Genomic DNA, 16,193 nt, shown 5'->3' on the forward strand with positions numbered 1-16,193 from the left:
TCATTTTACAACAATACCCCACTTCGTATTGGCAATAAACGGAATTTGCTCAATTGGGGGCTGGAAACAGCAATGTGGAATCAAGCAGATATTTCTGTTGATGAAGAACCGCCAACGACTTCAGATGGTCCAGCATTTCTTCTTTAGGAAGATTGCCTGCCTTAAATTCCTGTTTCATATTTGCATAGCGGTCGCGTTCTGCATTTGTGCACCCCTTTGTGAAATATCCCCAAATGTGGTCGAATGCATTCATCATCGACCCTTTGGTCGGGGGGATGGCTATTGCGTCTTCTATCAATCCCTTCACTTCCGCAATTCCGGCATCTCTCTTTAATGCTTCCCTTAAACGATCATAATGCTGTTGGCTATGATACATGACCCGATATTTTTCACGGGCCCACAGCCGCTCGGTTTCTCTCCTTTCCTTCATAACGCATCACCCTCCATAGATTTTGGAAAAATAAAAGCCTGCCACATATAGTTGACAGGCTTTTAAATGGTTTTCCCGGCTTTTTTAAGCCTTCATTTTACAGTATGGATCATTTGATGATCAGCACTGGCGTGTTCACGCGTTTGGCTATCTTATGGGTAACGTGGCCGAGGACATGCTTTATATCCCGTTTAGAGCGCTTGTTGCTCATGACCACTACTTCATAATCATTTTCTTTTATTTCTTCGAGCAGTTCATGGATGATCCGCCCTGCCCTGAATGTCGTGGTATAGTTCAAGCCACGCTCATCCAGCTCTTCCAGGAAAGGCTTCAATGCCTTGATTTTATCTTCGGTGATTTCGTCGAAATGCTTACCATGATATTTCACATTATCTGCCATTTCACTATCGGGGATCACATTGAATATTGTAATGTTAGCGTCTTCACTGTTGCCCGTAAGTTTCGTCAACTGGTCAGGTACGTTATTGAAAGAGTTTCCAAAATCATACGGGAGCAGAATTTTTTTATACATGTTCATCCACCTTTCTGGTATATCAAGAATGACTTCTTTATTATAATTTACCAGTTTTCATCAGATTATTCCAAACATTCCCCACTATTTGCGCAATGTAATTTTTTGCAGGCGTAAAACAGCAGTTTCCGACTATGATATCCATCATTTAAGAAGAAATATATTTGATTGATTAAAAAATGCTTCTACCTCGTTATAGGCAGAAGCATTGCTTCAGTGTATTTCCAGATATGGAGACGGCGGGAGTCGAACCCGCGTCCAGGGACCTTGGCACAACTCTTTCTACGTGTGTAGTCCATTTCTTAATTTCGCATGGCTGTTGGTAATGGACGGACCACAGATCCATGCTAGCCTGATTGATCTCTTCACCGGGTTCTCCAGGCGGAAGAACCAGATGCGTATCCTGTTAAGGTTGAATCATCCAATCAAGACGCACAGGAAACGTCATGGGATGATGCAGTGTGCTCTTAGGCAGCTACTGCGAAGTTGTCTTGTTTGCCAGTTATTATAAACTGTGTATCGTTGATGACGGAGCCGAAACCTCCGACACGCTTAAGTTGCTCAAACAGCCCCTGTCGAATCCGGAACGTCCCCGGATTTTAACAGTTCGCCTTCATCAGACGTATACTATATAATATCAGAATCCATACGTTTTTTCAAGGATATCACTTCATACGGTCCTTCAAGGCACGATCTACATCCCGCTTCATCTGTTTACGTTTAAGGTCTTCCCTCTTATCGTACTTCTTCTTGCCTCGTCCCACTCCAAGCAGGACTTTACAGAAACCATTCTTGATATATAATTTCAGTGGAATCAAAGAGTAGCCTGTTTCCTGTATTTGCCCGGCAAGCTTATCTATCTCCTTTCGTTTGAGCAGCAGCTTGCGCGAGCGGAGCGGGTCATGATTATGGCGGTTCCCTTCTTCGTAGGGGGCGATGTGCATATTATAGACATACATCTCCCCCTTGTATACACGCGCATAGGCATCCTTCAAGTTCGCTGAACCGCGTCGGATGGATTTGATCTCTGTACCCTTGAGCTCTATACCCGCTTCTATCGTATCTTCGATATGATAGTCATGGCTGGCCTTCCTATTTTGGGCTAATGGTTTATCATATGTTTTATTCATGGCTATTTCTTCTTCCTCTTACTGTTTTTTGCGCCTTTATAGAATGGTTTTTTATTGGTCCTGCCCTTATCAAAGTGCTTCTTGCCATCCTTACCTTTTTTCCCGTTTCGTTGACGGTTGCCGGATTCGGATTTCGCCTTGATCTCAACCGGTCTGCCTCTTCTCTCGCGCGGTTGGCGAGCTGGCATTCCAACTATCTTGAAATCAATGAGACGCTCATGAAGGTTGACATCCAGCACTTCCACCTCAACGGGATCCCCGATGCGGTATACTGTGCCGGCACGGTCACCGATAAGCGCCATATGGCGTTCATGGAATTGATAGTGGTCATCCGTCATATGGGAGACATGGACAAGCCCTTCGATTGTATTCGGCAGTTCAACGAACATGCCAAAATTCATGACGCCCGAAATGACACCTTCGAAAGTTTCCCCGACATGCTGTACCATATACTCTGCCTTTTTAAGGTCGTCCGTATCCCGCTCTGCTTCCTGTGCCCGTCTTTCCCTGTTCGAAGTATGTTCAGCGATATCAGGGAGTTCTGCCTCCATCTGCCTTTGTGTCTTCTGATCCGTCTTGCCTTCAATCAGATATTTACGGATCAGCCGGTGCACAACAAGGTCGGGATAGCGTCTGATCGGTGATGTGAAGTGGGTGTAGAAATCAGCCGCCAGACCGAAGTGGCCCAAGTTATCTTCTGCATAGCGAGCCTGCTGCATCGAGCGGAGCATCAGTGTACTGATCACCATCTCTTCAGGACGCCCTGCGACTTCCTCAACTATCTCCTGCATGGCACGCGGATGGATTTCATTGCCTTTCCCTTTGACTACAATACCGAAATTCGTGATGAATTCGAAGAACTGACGCAACTTCTCCTCTTTCGGGTCTTCGTGTACCCTATAGAGGAAAGGCACTTCCATCCAATGGAAATGTTCAGCTACAGTTTCATTGGCGACAAGCATGAATTCTTCAATCATGCGCTCGCCCACTGAACGTGTGCGGAGGACGACGTCGGATGGCGTGCCATCTTCTGCGACGAGCACCTTTGCTTCATTGAAATCAAAATCGATGGCGCCGCGTTTTTCACGTCGCTTGCGCAATATCATGGCGAGCTCGCGAGCTTTCTTGAGCATAGGATAGACATCCGGAAATTCTGAGATGACCGCCTGGTCTTCATCATCAAGCATCCGGTTAACTGCATCGTACGTCATGCGCCTATCGGAATGGATGACGCTTTGGAAGATGTCATGGTCAACCACTTTACCGTTGCCATCGATTTCCATCCTGCAGCTCATTGTCAGGCGGTCTGCACCAGGATTCAGGGAACAGATGCCATTAGACAGACGATGTGGAATCATCGGTATGACCCGGTCTACCAGATAGACACTTGTGCCGCGTTCATAGGCCTCTTTGCCCATCTGGGATGCCTCATCGACATAATAGCTGACGTCAGCAATGCTGACTGTCAGTTCGTGGTTACCGTTATCCAGTTTTTTGACGGCGATTGCATCATCCAGGTCCTTCGCGTCTGCCCCGTCTATGGTGATCGTAAATTCATCACGCAAGTCACGCCGGCCGTCCAGTTCATCCTGACTGATGGTATCCGGTGTCGCTTCTGCCTCCTTCATCACTTCTTCAGGAAACTCGATCTCGATGCCATGCTGATAGATAATGGAGAGTATATCGACCCCTGGATCATTCTTATGTCCCAATATCTGGATGACATGCCCCTCTGGCTTGTCATCGCCCTCCCGGTATTTAGTCAGCTCAACAAGAACCTTATGGCCGTCTATGGCACCCAGGTTATGATTTTTCGGGATGAAGACGTCGTCTATCATCTTTTGTGAATCCGGTTCGACGAAACCGAAGTTCTTGCTTGCATGATACTCGCCGACGACTCGTGTTGTACCCCGGGTCAGGATAGTGGTGACCTGACCTTCCTGGTTATCCCCTTTTGAATGTTTCTGCACTTCCACCAGCACTGTATCTCCATCAAGGGCACCATTGATTGAAGTGGGTGGAATGAAAATATCCTCCATATCGCCTTCTTCGGGACGCAGGAAACCAAACCCGCGTTTGTGCATGGAGAGCTTGCCCTTGAGCATGTCTGTTTCACTCATCTTGATATATTTGTCTTTTTTCGTCCTGTGAATCTCACCTTCTTCTTCAAGGGCCACAACGGCTTTCACCATTTCCTTGAAGTCGTCTGAATCATGAGCTGAAAGTTCCTGTTTGAACTCCTCCATCGTCATCGGACGATAATCGTCAGCTTCAATAACATTTAAAATGCGTTCTCGATAGTTACCCATTACTTATCCCCCTATTACTCATTCCAATCCAGCTGATCCATGAAGGCATGCATATCCTCAAACAATTGCTGCTTTTCTTTATCGATCGTCAATACATGCCCTGATTCTGGATACCATTCCAGTTTCTTTTCATCACTTTCAGTCGAAGTTTCATTAAAGATGATGTTTGCCGAGTCTGGATTGATCATCTCATCCTGTTCCGACTGAGCCACAAACAACGGTGCATATACATCCGGGAGATGGTCACGGACCGCTTGAATCACATCCCGCACCTCGTCCAGCATGCCGGTCGGGCGGAACGCCTCCATTTCATTTTCTATTTCTTCATGTGTCTTGCCTTCCATTTTCTTGAATCCCCGTGCATATTCCAAAACGCCCTCATACATTGTCTCACGATCTTTGAGGTACATCGGACTGCATATGGTGGCGACCCCTACTACATCCCGAACAGTGGCCAATTTCAGGGCATAGACGCCACCAAGAGATAGGCCTGCCACAAAAATCTTATCGTAGCCTTTAGAGACCAGGAAATCGTAGGCTTCAGTCACTTGCTTCCACCAGATATGTGGACTTGATTCCAAAAGATTTTCAGGAGGCTCTGCATGCCCTTCGTAATGCGGCGCATAGGAAGTTATGCCGTGTTTTTGGAGATAGCGTCCAAGTTGCCTGACATCTGATGAGTTGCCTGTGAACCCATGCAGCAACAGGACTGCCTTCTCGCCTTCCTCAAAAAAGAATGGTTCTGGTAATTGTATCTTCATTATTTATACCCTACTTTCTGCACATTAATTTCATTGTACGACAATTTAAGAACATAGAAAAATAAAAAGAAACCTCCTATCAACAATAGGAGGCCATTATTTCTAATTTAGATATGTCAGCAGTAGCATGATCAGGAAGAACAGTAACGAAAGTATGACTGTTGTCCTATGCAGTACAAGATCCATGCCCCGCGCTTTTTGTTTACCGAATAATTGCTCAGCACCGCCACCGATTGCACCTGAGAGGCCGGCGCTTTTCCCTGACTGTAGCAATACCACTGCAATTAAAGATATACAAACGACAATCAACAATATGACGAGCAGTGTTTGCATGTGGTAATCCCTCCGAATATTAGTAACACAAGCATTTTATCAGATTAAAGGGGGGATTGCAAATGCTGTCCCGACTAAAAAGCCTCCCTTAGGTCAAGGGAGGCTCGTGGATTATTTTAGATCCAGATTATAGAAGGATGCAAGCCCTTCATATTTTGCCGTTTCAAACAGCTCATCTTCAATTCTGAGCAGCTGATTGTATTTGGCGACACGGTCTGTACGTGATGGCGCGCCGGTTTTAATCTGTCCTGCATTAACAGCTACCGCAATATCTGCAATCGTCGTATCTTCCGTTTCTCCGGAACGGTGGGAGATGACTGCAGTGTAGCCTGCACGCTTCGCCATTTCGATTGCTTCGAATGTTTCAGTCAAAGTACCGATCTGGTTGACTTTGATGAGGATGGAGTTTCCGACGCCTTCTTCAATTGCGCGTGCCAGCTTCTCAGTATTGGTGACGAAAAGATCATCTCCGACCAATTGTACTTTAGAACCAAGCTTTTCAGTAAGGAGTCTGGTACCTTCCCAATCATTCTCATCCAGCCCATCTTCGATGGATATTATTGGATATTTTTCAATCATTTCAGCATACCAATTGACCATGTCTTCAGAAGTATAGGATTTGCCTTCTCCTTTTAGTTCATACTTGCCTGTTGAGGCGTCATAGAATTCACTCGAAGCTGCGTCCATCGCCAAACGGATTTCTTCACCTGGCTTATAACCTGCTTTTTCAACCGCTTCAATGATTGTCGACAAAGCCTCTTCATTGGAACCGAGGTTCGGTGCAAAGCCCCCTTCGTCTCCTACACCAGTATTATAGCCTTTTTCACTGAGTACTTTTTTCAGGTTATGGAATATTTCCGTGCCCATGCGCAGTCCTTCCTTGAATGTTTCAGCACCCACAGGCATAATCATGAATTCCTGGATATCCACGTTATTATCTGCGTGCTCGCCTCCGTTGATGATATTCATCATCGGCACTGGGAGTTGGACTGCGCTGAATCCGCCTAGATATTTGTAGAGTGGCTGCCCCATGAAGTCGGCAGCTGCTTTTGCTACGGCCATAGAAACGCCCAGAATAGCGTTTGCACCCAATTTACCTTTATTGGTAGTGCCATCAAGGGCAATCATCATTCTGTCGATCGACACTTGTTCAAGGACACTGAAATCACCCTCTACAAGCTCAGGCCCAATAATTTCATTAACATTTTCAACTGCTTTTTCGACACCTTTGCCAAGGAAGCGCGCATCATCCGCATCCCTCAACTCAACTGCTTCATGCTCTCCCGTTGAAGCACCGGAAGGTACAAGCGCACGGCCGAAGGCACCGCTGTCTGTCAATACTTCGACCTCAACTGTCGGATTTCCTCTTGAATCAAGCATTTCACGTGCGTACACATCTATAATTAATGGCATAACGATATCTCCTTTTTAATTGATTTCTATTTTTATCATTTTCAATCTTATCAGCACAATCTACTCCAAAAGGCTTTTGCCCGTCATTTCTTCCGGCTGTTCCAATCCCATCAATTCAAGTAGGGTCGGCGCCAAGTCAGCCAGTCGTCCACTTCCAACCGTAACATCTTCTTTCGTTACGATGACAGGAACCGGGTTTGTAGTATGGGCAGTCATCGGTTCACCGTCCAAAGTGATGACTTCGTCCGAGTTGCCGTGATCGGCGGTTATGATGGCTGTACCGCCCTGCGCGATGATTTCATCTACAATAGGCCCAAGACATTCATCCACTGCTTCTATTGCTTTGACCGTCGGCTCCATTTTACCGCTATGACCTACCATGTCAGGGTTTGCAAAGTTCATGAGGATGAGATCAAGGTCTTCTTTTTCGAGTTCTTCAAGACAACGTTCCTTCACTTCATACGCGCTCATTTCAGGCTGTAGGTCATAAGTTGCCACTTTAGGAGAATCTAAAAGGGCTCTACGTTCTCCCTCAAACTCATCATGCTGCCCACCGCTCATGAAGTACGTTACATGCGGATATTTTTCTGTTTCTGCAATCCTCAGCTGCTTCTTGCCTGCTTTGGAAACCACTTCGCCTATTGTGTTGATTATGTCTTCTTTTTCAAAGACTACATCTGCATCCACTTGGTCACTGTATTTGGTGAAAGTGACGAATTTCAAATCTTTGATTCGCTTTTCAATATCAAAGCCCATGAATTCCTCATCTGTATATATTTCAGACAACTGGGCTGCACGATCCGGACGGAAGTTATAGAAGACGATCGCATCTCCGTCGACCACTCCTTTATCATAGCTTTCTTCTGTATCGGATATGATGAATGGTTTGACGAATTCATCATATTCGCCCCTATCATAGCTTGCCTGGATCCCTTCTTCAGCTGAAGCAAAGCGGGGGGCTTTTCCGTATGTGATGGCATTGTACGCCATTTCTTCACGATCCCATCGCTTATCCCGATCCATGGCATAATACCTGCCGCTGACAGTCGCAAATTCCCCGATGCCGATCTCTTTGAAACGCTTCTCCGATTCCCGTACATATTCGAGTGCTGAATCTTGCACAACATCCCGTCCATCCAGAAATGCATGTACATAAACTTGTTTAAGGCCTTGTTTCTTAGCGATCTCCAGTATTGCGAAGAGGTGTTCATAATGGGAGTGTACGCCGCCATCACTGAGCAGACCCATGACATGAAGGGTACTGTCGTTGGTGTTTACGTGGTCCATCGTATCCAGCAGTACCTCATTCTCATAAAAATCCCCATCTTCAATGGATTTATTGATTCTTGTAAGGCTTTGATAGACTACGCGCCCCGCGCCAATGTTCAGATGACCGACTTCAGAGTTGCCCATCTGCCCTTCAGGCAGACCAACGTCGAGACCGCAGGCGCTGAGTGCATTATTTGGGTATTTCTTGAAAAAGCGGTCATAGTTCGGCTTATGGGCTGCTTTAACAGCATTACCTTTCGTTTCGTCCCTGTTGGCAAAGCCATCAAGTATGATGAGAGCAACTGGTCTAGTCATTTTTGGCACCTTCCAATAGCTGCACAAAAGATTCAGGTTTGAGTGACGCGCCGCCTACAAGAGCGCCGTCAATATGCTCCTGCGCCATGTACTCTTTTATATTTTCTGGTTTGACTGAGCCACCGTACTGGATACGGATTGCTTCTGCAGTTTCTTCATCATAAAGTGATGCCATCGTCTGGCGGATGACACCGCACATCTCATTTGCATCATCGCTTGTCGCGGATTTCCCTGTGCCGATCGCCCAGATAGGTTCGTAGGCGATAACAGAGGTTTTAGCCTGTTCCTTGCTTAGACCCTCAAACGCTTTGGAAACTTGTTGTTTCACTTTATCTTCTGCCTTGCCAGCCTCGCGTTCGTCATCCGTCTCACCACAGCAGATGATCGGCACGATGTCTTTTGAATGGAGCGCATGCGCTTTTTTGTTGATTGCTTCATCAGTTTCATTGAAGTGTTCACGGCGCTCCGAGTGTCCGATGATCACATAATCGACTCCAAGGTCTTGGAGCATCAATGGGGAAACTTCTCCGGTGAAGGCACCCTCATCTTCATAATGGCTATTTTCAGCACCTATGCCGAGCGCCATACCTTTTGCCTTTTCCACGAGCGACGGCAGATGGATGAATGGAGCGCAGATTGCACTCTCCACTTCAGTTTTGTTTGGCAGTTCGCCGAGTGCATCTATAAATGCCTCACCTTCTGAAATGGTTTTATTCATTTTCCAGTTTCCTGCAATAAATGGGGTTCTCATAATATTCCTCCTTGTTTTTGTATAAGGCTCTAAACATTACTTCTCGTCAATTACAGACAAGCCTGGCAATTCCTTGCCCTCCAGATACTCGAGTGAGGCGCCGCCACCTGTTGAGATGTGGGAAAAATCCTCAGCATAGCCAAGATCCATTGCTGCAGCTGCGGAATCGCCTCCACCGATGATTGTCTTCGCATCTTCAAGTTCAGCAATCGCCTTGCATACACCAATCGTGCCGTGTGCAAAGTTCTCCATTTCAAACACACCCATCGGTCCATTCCATACGACTGTCTTCGCGCCTTGCAGCACTTCTTTAAAGGCAGCGATTGTATCCTCACCGATATCAAGGCCCTCCATGTCGGATGGTATTTCATCGACACCTACGGTTTTATGTTTGGCATCTGCGGCAAACTCTTCTGCGACGACTACATCCTTTGGCAGAACAATTTTATCTTCTGATTTCTCAAGAAGTTCCTTTGCCAGCTGCACTTTATCTTCTTCAAGGAGCGAGTTGCCTATTTCTTTGCCTTGCGCTTTTAGGAAGGTATACGCCATGCCGCCGCCTATGATTACTTTGTCAGCTTTTTCGAGCACATTTTTGATTACGCCGATTTTATCCGACACTTTGGCGCCGCCTAAAATGGCCACGAATGGACGCTCCGGCGAATCGATGGCACCTCCGATGAATTCAATTTCCTTCTGCATGAGGAATCCTGAAACTGTTTCGATATTGGATCCGATGCCCACGTTTGAAGCATGGCTTCTATGGGCTGTACCGAAGGCATCGTTTACGAAGATATCACCAAGAGAAGCCCAGTATTTACCCAAGGATTCATCGTTGCCGCTCTCCTTTTTGCCGTCGACATCTTCGAAACGTGTGTTTTCAAACATCAGGACTTCGCCCTCTTTCAAATCATCGATGGCACCTTCAAGCATTTCACCTCTTGTGTGGGGGATGAAATTGACATCCTGCCCAAGCAGTTCCGATAACTTATCAGCGACTGGTTTAAGCGTCTTATCTGCCTTATCCGCTTCTGTCTTCACTTTTCCCAGGTGGGAGAAAAGTATCACTTTCCCTCCAGCTTCAATGATATGCCTAATTGTAGGCAACGCCTGGACGATACGATTGTCATTGGTGATTTCGCCCTCTGACATCGGAACGTTCAGATCAGCGCGCAACAATACCTTGCGCCCTTTCAATTGTACATCTTCTACAGTTTTCTTCATGGCTGCGCCTCCTATACTTTTCTGCTCATTCCCATTATACCCATACCACTGTACGAATAAAATAAAAACGGGCGGAAAGTCCGCCCGTTCATCTATGATTTACTTCTTATTGGTTGCCATGTGATGAAGTGTTCTGACCAGTTGGGCAGTATAGGACATTTCATTGTCATACCATGAAACGGCACGTACAAGCTGTTTTCCATCCACATCTACAACACGTGTCTGCGTTGCATCGAACAGGGAACCTTCTTTGATGCCGATGATATCGGAAGAAACGATTTCATCTTCAATATAGCCGAATGATGGGCTCACCGCATCCTTCATCGCCTGGTTCACTTCTTCAACTGAAACATTTTTGCCGAGTACTGCTGTAACTTCTGTAAGGGAACCTGCCTTAACCGGTACACGCTGGGCACCGCCATCAAGTTTACCATCGAGTTCAGGCAATACGAGACCAATGGCTTTAGCTGCACCTGTAGAATTCGGTACCACGTTTTCAGCTGCTGCACGTCCGCGGCGGAAGTCACCTTTAGCATGTGGACCGTCCAGTGTGTTCTGATCAGCTGTATAGGCATGTATCGTCGTCATGAGGCCGCGTTCAAGTCCAAACTCATCATTGAGTACTTTAACGACAGGCGCAAGACAGTTCGTCGTGCAGGATGCAGCTGATACTACTTCCTCTGACCCATCAAGCACATCTTCGTTGACACCGTAGACGATTGTTTTCATATCGCCTTTACCTGGAGCTGAAATCAATACTTTTTTGGCACCTGCTTCGATATGCTTCCTTGCGTCTTCTTCATTTGTGAAGAGACCCGTACATTCGAGAACGATATCGATATCCAAGTCTCCCCATGGGAGTTCCGCAGGATCTTTGGTGTTGAAGGATTTCACTTCGTTGCCGTTAATCTTCAATCCACCGTCGATCGCTTCAACATCACCTTCGAAACGTCCTTGGCTCGTATCGTATTTTATGAGGTGTGCAAGAAACTCGTCATCTGTAAGATCATTGACTGCCACCAATTCGATATCTTCATAATTGAGGATTTCCCTGGCTGCGAGTCTACCTATACGTCCAAAACCGTTGATTGCTACTTTAACCATAATTTATGGCCTCCTTGAGTTTATATATATTGAATTAATCAATCATTCTTCAACAAAAATTCCCCGATGGCTTCATCGATGAACAGAATAGTATTCTTCGGAGCCATCTTCATATACGCACGGACTGCTTCCTTCTTGCTGCTTCCACCTGCCACTGCAAATATTGCTTTTTTTGATGCGAGATCTTCCAACTGGATACCGATGGTTTTGACCTTACGCACGATATCCCCTTCAGCATTGAAATAGTAGCCGAAGGTTTCGCCAACTGCGCAATCGGCTTCCAGTTGGGAGAGGGCGGCAGCTTCCACATTTCTGCGACGCGCCATCATGAATGCTTCGCCGATGCCGTGCATGACATAGTCAGAACGGCGGTTGAGTTCAGTAATTTCTTTAATGGATGGCTCATCCTTCAAAGATTCATATACCGAATCTCCTACACTATCAGGTGCATAGAGGACCCGGTGCTCACCGCCCGTCGCTTTTGCAAGACGACTCGCAATCGAGTTCGCCTGGTTGCCCACTTCTTCACCGAGCCCACCCCGGGCCGAAACGAACAGGAGATTCTCCTCCGCTGGTTTCAGATATTGGCTCACATTGGCCATCGTCGAACCACCTGCCACGGAAATAATGGCATTGTCGAAGATCATTTTCTGGAATTCTTCGGCCATGAGCTGGGATAGCTCCTGCTGGAGCTCGGGATCTTCATCAGCATCCCCCCGGATGATATGGCAACCTTGCAGATTATATTGCCGCTGAAGCTTAAGGGCCAGTCCGGAACGCCGATCAAGTGTTGTCATGAACGGTGAAAGTTCATCCAATACTTCAATACCCGTTTGGGAAATCGATATTCCTTTTTTATCGATATCGATCAGATCCAAATCATGTAATGCATCGACTTCCTTACGTAAAACCCTCTCGGTCATATTAAGTTGCCTGGCAAGTGGCCGTCGACCTATCGGTTGGTAGGTCCTGATTTGTTTCAGGATGGTTGAACGCTTCTGCAATTCCGACACTACTTCCGGTGCGATACGCTTTTGGATGTCTAAAAGTTTTTGCCACATGAGTTTCGATACCTCACCATCATGAGACGTATTGCGTCCCACATGGGACAAAAATAATTACATTCTAAATATATCATAAATATTCAAGAATGCAATTATTCGGCTTCAGCTATTTTATTGTACCCAGATACTCCTTAAGGTAATCATAGACATAGACAAAATCAATGATGCCTTCTTGAATCACCTGACTTTTATGGCACAAGACCGGGACGCGCATCATATACGCCTCCTGCAGGGCATCGTCTTCATCGATATCTATCGCCGTCATCTTGACATCGCTATATCTCAATTCAGACAAGGCAAGCTTGATCTGCTCCATCCCTTCATCACAAAGCGGACATCTATTCCTCGTATAATATACCAATTCGAGCATACTCATACCTCTTTCTTCAATTTCTTCCTTATGGTCTGCAGAACCTGATCCGCCATTTCTGTACTGATGATGCCGGTTGCGATCGCCAAGGAAATAAGCGCAGCTTCAAATCCATATTCGAGGGCCGTCATATACTCCTGCAGCACAATCTGCCGCATTGAATCGTACGCCATGCCTCCTGGGACAAGTGGGATGATTCCACATGTAATGTACAGAATGACAGGCATCTTCTGACTTCTCGAATTCAAGAGTGCCGCTGCCGATAGAACGAGAGCGCCGATATAAGAGGCAAGAACAAGGTCGGCGCCCCCTTCCCTCAATATATAGAACACCATCCAACCGACTGCGCCGGTCAGCCCACATCTGATGATGGCCGCCCGTGGCGCATTGAAAAGTACGCAGAATCCTGCAGAAGCGAAAAAGCTAAGGATGAATTGATAGACATAAATCATCAGCAGCCTCCTAGATCATCAAAAATACAAGTCCCACACCAGCACCGATCGCAATGGCAGTCAGTGCTGCTTCAGTGCCTTTCATGATGCCGGCCATCAAATGCCCCCGGATCATCTCACGTATTGCATTTGTAATGAGGACACCGGGAACAAGCGGCATTACACTGGCGATAATGATGGTATCAAGCATAGTGCCAAAACCCGTATCGACAAAAAATATAGCCGTCAGCGCGATATATAAGGCGGCAAAAAATTCTGTAAAGAATTTAACTTTAGTGTAGCGGAGGATACCTTCCATTACAAAGACTCCCCCTGCGCCCCCGACGAAGGCGGCAGGCAGATCAGCCGCCACACCGTCGAACAGCAGCAAGAACATCATCCCTATGATGCCGCCCGATAATATGGTCAGCCAGAACGGGAAGAACCTGCTGTCGTGAATGGCCTCCATACGCCGCAAAGCCTGATCGAGGGGCATACCGACGGAAATGCGCCTCGAAAGTTCATTCACTGCCACAACCTTCTCCAAGTTGTTTGCCCTTTCTTCAATACGCAGCGTCTGGGTCAATGCATAATCATTCAAGGAAAAAATAATGACCGTGGGGGTCGCGAACACTTGAGCATTCTCTATACCATAACTGGATGCGATGCGCAACATCGTATCCTCTATACGGTAAGTTTCCGCTCCACTTTCCAACAGCATCTTGCCACAATTAATGACGATATAAAAAACATCGCGCACAAAATTTTCGCTAAGGACTTTTTCTGGAGCTTCTATGATCTCAAGTTCGCCACTCACACGGCCACCTCTATTTACACCCCCGGAGAGGATCGAACTCCCATCTCAAGAACCGGAATCTTACGTGTTATCCATTACACCACGGGGGTATGATAAAATTAATATCATTCTTCATAAAGCCTTATTCAGTATAGCAATAAACTTGAATAAATTAAAGGCCTAAATTAATCTTTATACCATAAACGTTTTCTTTTGACCTTATTTGACTAATGTGGTATAAATGAATTAGCCAATTAAGAGTACTATAATATCAGGAGGTAACACAATGAATTTAATTCCTACAGTTATTGAACAGACGAACCGCGGAGAACGCGCCTACGACATCTATTCCAGGTTGCTCAAAGACAGGATCATCATGATTGGTACGGGCATCGATGACAACGTGGCGAACTCCGTCGTCAGCCAACTGCTTTTCCTGCAGGCCCAAGATCCAGATAAAGATATTTTCCTCTATATCAACTCTCCTGGTGGCAGCGTGACTGCAGGCATGGCAATCTATGATACAATCCAGCACATCAAACCTGATGTACAGACCATCTGCCTTGGCATGGCCGCTTCAATGGGGTCATTCCTGCTTGCAGCAGGGGCAAAAGGCAAACGCTTCGCCCTGCCGAACGCTGAAGTGATGATTCACCAGCCACTTGGTGGTGCGCAAGGTCAGGCTACAGAAATTGAAATAGCGGCCAAGCATATATTGAGAACACGCGAAAAACTCAACAAGATCCTTGCAGAGCGCACGGGCCAAACGCTCGATAAGATTGAAACGGATACCGATCGCGACTTCTTCATGACAGCGGAAGAAGCCAAAGAATATGGTTTGGTTGATGACGTAATGGAGCCTGAAAAATTACAGGGCTAAAATTATTGGAAAAGGGATGGAATATCGATTCCATCCCTTTTTCTATTTTCCCATTGCGTAACCCTCAGGCAAATTTTAAATTTCCGGATTATCATCACTACAGACAGGCTATAGTGGTATTAAGGAGCGTGATGACATGAATGTATTAATTACAGGTGGATCTGGTTTTGTAGGTTCAAGACTGACAAAAATTCTCCGGGAGGAGAATGATCATGTGTATATATTGACACGAAGCGACAGAAAGTCGGAACATCCTTTTGTACACTTCATCAAATACAATCCTGACGACCCGTCAGACGACAGGTGGATGCAGGAGTTGCCATTAAAAGTTGATATCATCTATAACCTGGCGGGAGCCTCACTCCAGGAGAAATGGACGGATTCCCACAAGACGGCCATTTATGAATCAAGGATGAAAGTGACCCGCATGTTGAGGATGTGGGCTGAGCAGGCTGAAATTACTCCTCAGGTTCTTGTAAACGCCAGTGCAATCGGCTATTATCCAGTCAGCGAGAAGGTTCAATATGACGAAGGCGATGCCTTTGCCGAACATGATTTCCTATCTGAAGTGGTTGTGGCGTGGGAGGCTGAAGCCAAGAAGTTTGAAGATCTCGGAACCCGTACCGTCTTCACGCGATTTGGCCTGATTCTCGATAAGGACGAAGGCGCCCTCCCCCAAATGGCCCTGCCATATAAAATGGGAGTGGGCGGCCCCATTGGAAGCGGAAACCAATGGTACAGTTGGATCCATATAGAGGATCTGTTGAATGCTCTGCTGTTCGTAGGCGTGCATTCGGAAATTTCAGGCCCGGTCAACCTTACCGCCCCAATGCCACTCAGACAAAAACATTTCTCCAAATATTTGAGCACTGCACTCGGAAAACCCGACTTTTTCCATACACCTTCTTTTCTGATCGAAAAGCTTTTGGGTGAACAGTCCATGCTCATATTGAAAGGGCAATACGTGCTCCCGGAAGTACTGATGGAAAATGATTTTAAATTCCTCTTTCCTACACTGGAAATTGCACTTGAAGATCTATATGGCCAATAGAACGAAGAAAGCGTGCACTTTGGTGCACGC

General features: G+C 46.3%; 17 protein-coding genes, 1 tRNA gene and 1 other RNA gene. 2 read left to right on the forward strand and 17 right to left on the reverse strand.

Annotated features, from left to right (window positions below; translation table 11 throughout):
- Positions 1 to 49 precede the first annotated feature (49 nt).
- From ACZ5LF_RS09610 to ACZ5LF_RS09690, 17 genes are all read right to left on the reverse strand, one after another.
- The gene (locus ACZ5LF_RS09610; protein ID WP_380569972.1) at positions 50 to 430 is read right to left on the reverse strand and encodes a YbgA family protein; all 381 of its coding nucleotides are present in this window, start codon (positions 428 to 430) and stop codon (positions 50 to 52) included.
- A gap of 109 nt (positions 431 to 539) precedes the next feature.
- Positions 540 to 962: a universal stress protein gene (locus tag ACZ5LF_RS09615; RefSeq protein WP_380569973.1), complete on the reverse strand. Its 423-nt coding sequence runs from the start codon at positions 960 to 962 to the stop codon at positions 540 to 542.
- A 228-nt stretch (positions 963 to 1,190) separates the two neighbouring features.
- Positions 1,191 to 1,556: a transfer-messenger RNA gene (gene ssrA, locus ACZ5LF_RS09620) on the reverse strand.
- A gap of 71 nt (positions 1,557 to 1,627) precedes the next feature.
- Complete coding sequence (smpB, locus tag ACZ5LF_RS09625) at positions 1,628 to 2,092, reverse strand: SsrA-binding protein SmpB (protein WP_380569974.1); 465 nt, start codon at positions 2,090 to 2,092, stop codon at positions 1,628 to 1,630.
- 2 nt (positions 2,093 to 2,094) lie between these two features.
- On the reverse strand, positions 2,095 to 4,401 hold the full coding sequence (rnr, locus tag ACZ5LF_RS09630) for a ribonuclease R (protein WP_380569975.1): 2,307 nt from the start codon (positions 4,399 to 4,401) through the stop codon (positions 2,095 to 2,097).
- Between the two features lie 14 nt (positions 4,402 to 4,415).
- Positions 4,416 to 5,162, reverse strand: a complete 747-nt coding sequence (locus tag ACZ5LF_RS09635) for an alpha/beta hydrolase (RefSeq protein ID WP_380569976.1) — start codon at positions 5,160 to 5,162, stop codon at positions 4,416 to 4,418.
- A gap of 102 nt (positions 5,163 to 5,264) precedes the next feature.
- Positions 5,265 to 5,495, reverse strand: coding sequence for a preprotein translocase subunit SecG (gene secG / locus ACZ5LF_RS09640; RefSeq protein ID WP_344704457.1), 231 nt, complete (start codon positions 5,493 to 5,495; stop codon positions 5,265 to 5,267).
- A gap of 111 nt (positions 5,496 to 5,606) precedes the next feature.
- Positions 5,607 to 6,908, reverse strand: a complete 1,302-nt coding sequence (gene eno / locus ACZ5LF_RS09645; protein ID WP_380569977.1) for a phosphopyruvate hydratase — start codon at positions 6,906 to 6,908, stop codon at positions 5,607 to 5,609.
- A 60-nt stretch (positions 6,909 to 6,968) separates the two neighbouring features.
- A complete protein-coding gene (gene gpmI / locus ACZ5LF_RS09650) occupies positions 6,969 to 8,492 on the reverse strand; it encodes a 2,3-bisphosphoglycerate-independent phosphoglycerate mutase (protein ID WP_380569978.1) in 1,524 nt (507 codons plus the stop codon).
- Positions 8,485 to 9,243 (reverse strand): triose-phosphate isomerase, encoded by a 759-nt coding sequence (tpiA, locus tag ACZ5LF_RS09655; protein ID WP_380569979.1) that lies wholly within the window; start codon positions 9,241 to 9,243, stop codon positions 8,485 to 8,487. The genes gpmI and tpiA overlap by 8 nt, the downstream gene beginning before the upstream one ends.
- A 36-nt stretch (positions 9,244 to 9,279) precedes the next feature.
- The gene (locus ACZ5LF_RS09660) at positions 9,280 to 10,467 is read right to left on the reverse strand and encodes a phosphoglycerate kinase (RefSeq protein ID WP_380569980.1); all 1,188 of its coding nucleotides are present in this window, start codon (positions 10,465 to 10,467) and stop codon (positions 9,280 to 9,282) included.
- Positions 10,468 to 10,566: 99 nt separating this feature from the next.
- A complete protein-coding gene (gene gap / locus ACZ5LF_RS09665; protein WP_380570022.1) occupies positions 10,567 to 11,574 on the reverse strand; it encodes a type I glyceraldehyde-3-phosphate dehydrogenase in 1,008 nt (335 codons plus the stop codon).
- Positions 11,575 to 11,609: 35 nt separating this feature from the next.
- Positions 11,610 to 12,632: a sugar-binding transcriptional regulator gene (locus ACZ5LF_RS09670; RefSeq protein WP_380569981.1), complete on the reverse strand. Its 1,023-nt coding sequence runs from the start codon at positions 12,630 to 12,632 to the stop codon at positions 11,610 to 11,612.
- A 109-nt stretch (positions 12,633 to 12,741) separates the two neighbouring features.
- Positions 12,742 to 13,005, reverse strand: a complete 264-nt coding sequence (locus ACZ5LF_RS09675) for a glutaredoxin family protein (RefSeq protein ID WP_380569982.1) — start codon at positions 13,003 to 13,005, stop codon at positions 12,742 to 12,744.
- A 2-nt stretch (positions 13,006 to 13,007) separates the two neighbouring features.
- Positions 13,008 to 13,457: a threonine/serine exporter family protein gene (locus ACZ5LF_RS09680; protein ID WP_380569983.1), complete on the reverse strand. Its 450-nt coding sequence runs from the start codon at positions 13,455 to 13,457 to the stop codon at positions 13,008 to 13,010.
- Positions 13,458 to 13,467: 10 nt separating this feature from the next.
- Positions 13,468 to 14,253, reverse strand: a complete 786-nt coding sequence (locus ACZ5LF_RS09685; RefSeq protein WP_380569984.1) for a threonine/serine exporter family protein — start codon at positions 14,251 to 14,253, stop codon at positions 13,468 to 13,470.
- 17 nt (positions 14,254 to 14,270) lie between these two features.
- Positions 14,271 to 14,342 (reverse strand) — tRNA-Arg (locus tag ACZ5LF_RS09690).
- Between the two features lie 176 nt (positions 14,343 to 14,518).
- Between ACZ5LF_RS09690 and clpP the strand changes: the two genes are divergently transcribed.
- Together clpP and ACZ5LF_RS09700 are read left to right on the forward strand one after the other, a co-directional pair.
- Positions 14,519 to 15,112 carry an ATP-dependent Clp endopeptidase proteolytic subunit ClpP gene (gene clpP, locus ACZ5LF_RS09695; protein WP_380569985.1) on the forward strand — a complete coding sequence of 198 codons (594 nt, stop codon included), beginning with the start codon at positions 14,519 to 14,521 and terminating at the stop codon, positions 15,110 to 15,112.
- Positions 15,113 to 15,248: 136 nt separating this feature from the next.
- A complete protein-coding gene (locus ACZ5LF_RS09700; protein ID WP_380569986.1) occupies positions 15,249 to 16,163 on the forward strand; it encodes a TIGR01777 family oxidoreductase in 915 nt (304 codons plus the stop codon).
- Positions 16,164 to 16,193: the final 30 nt, after the last annotated feature.

This window comes from Salinicoccus siamensis (genome assembly GCF_055391965.1).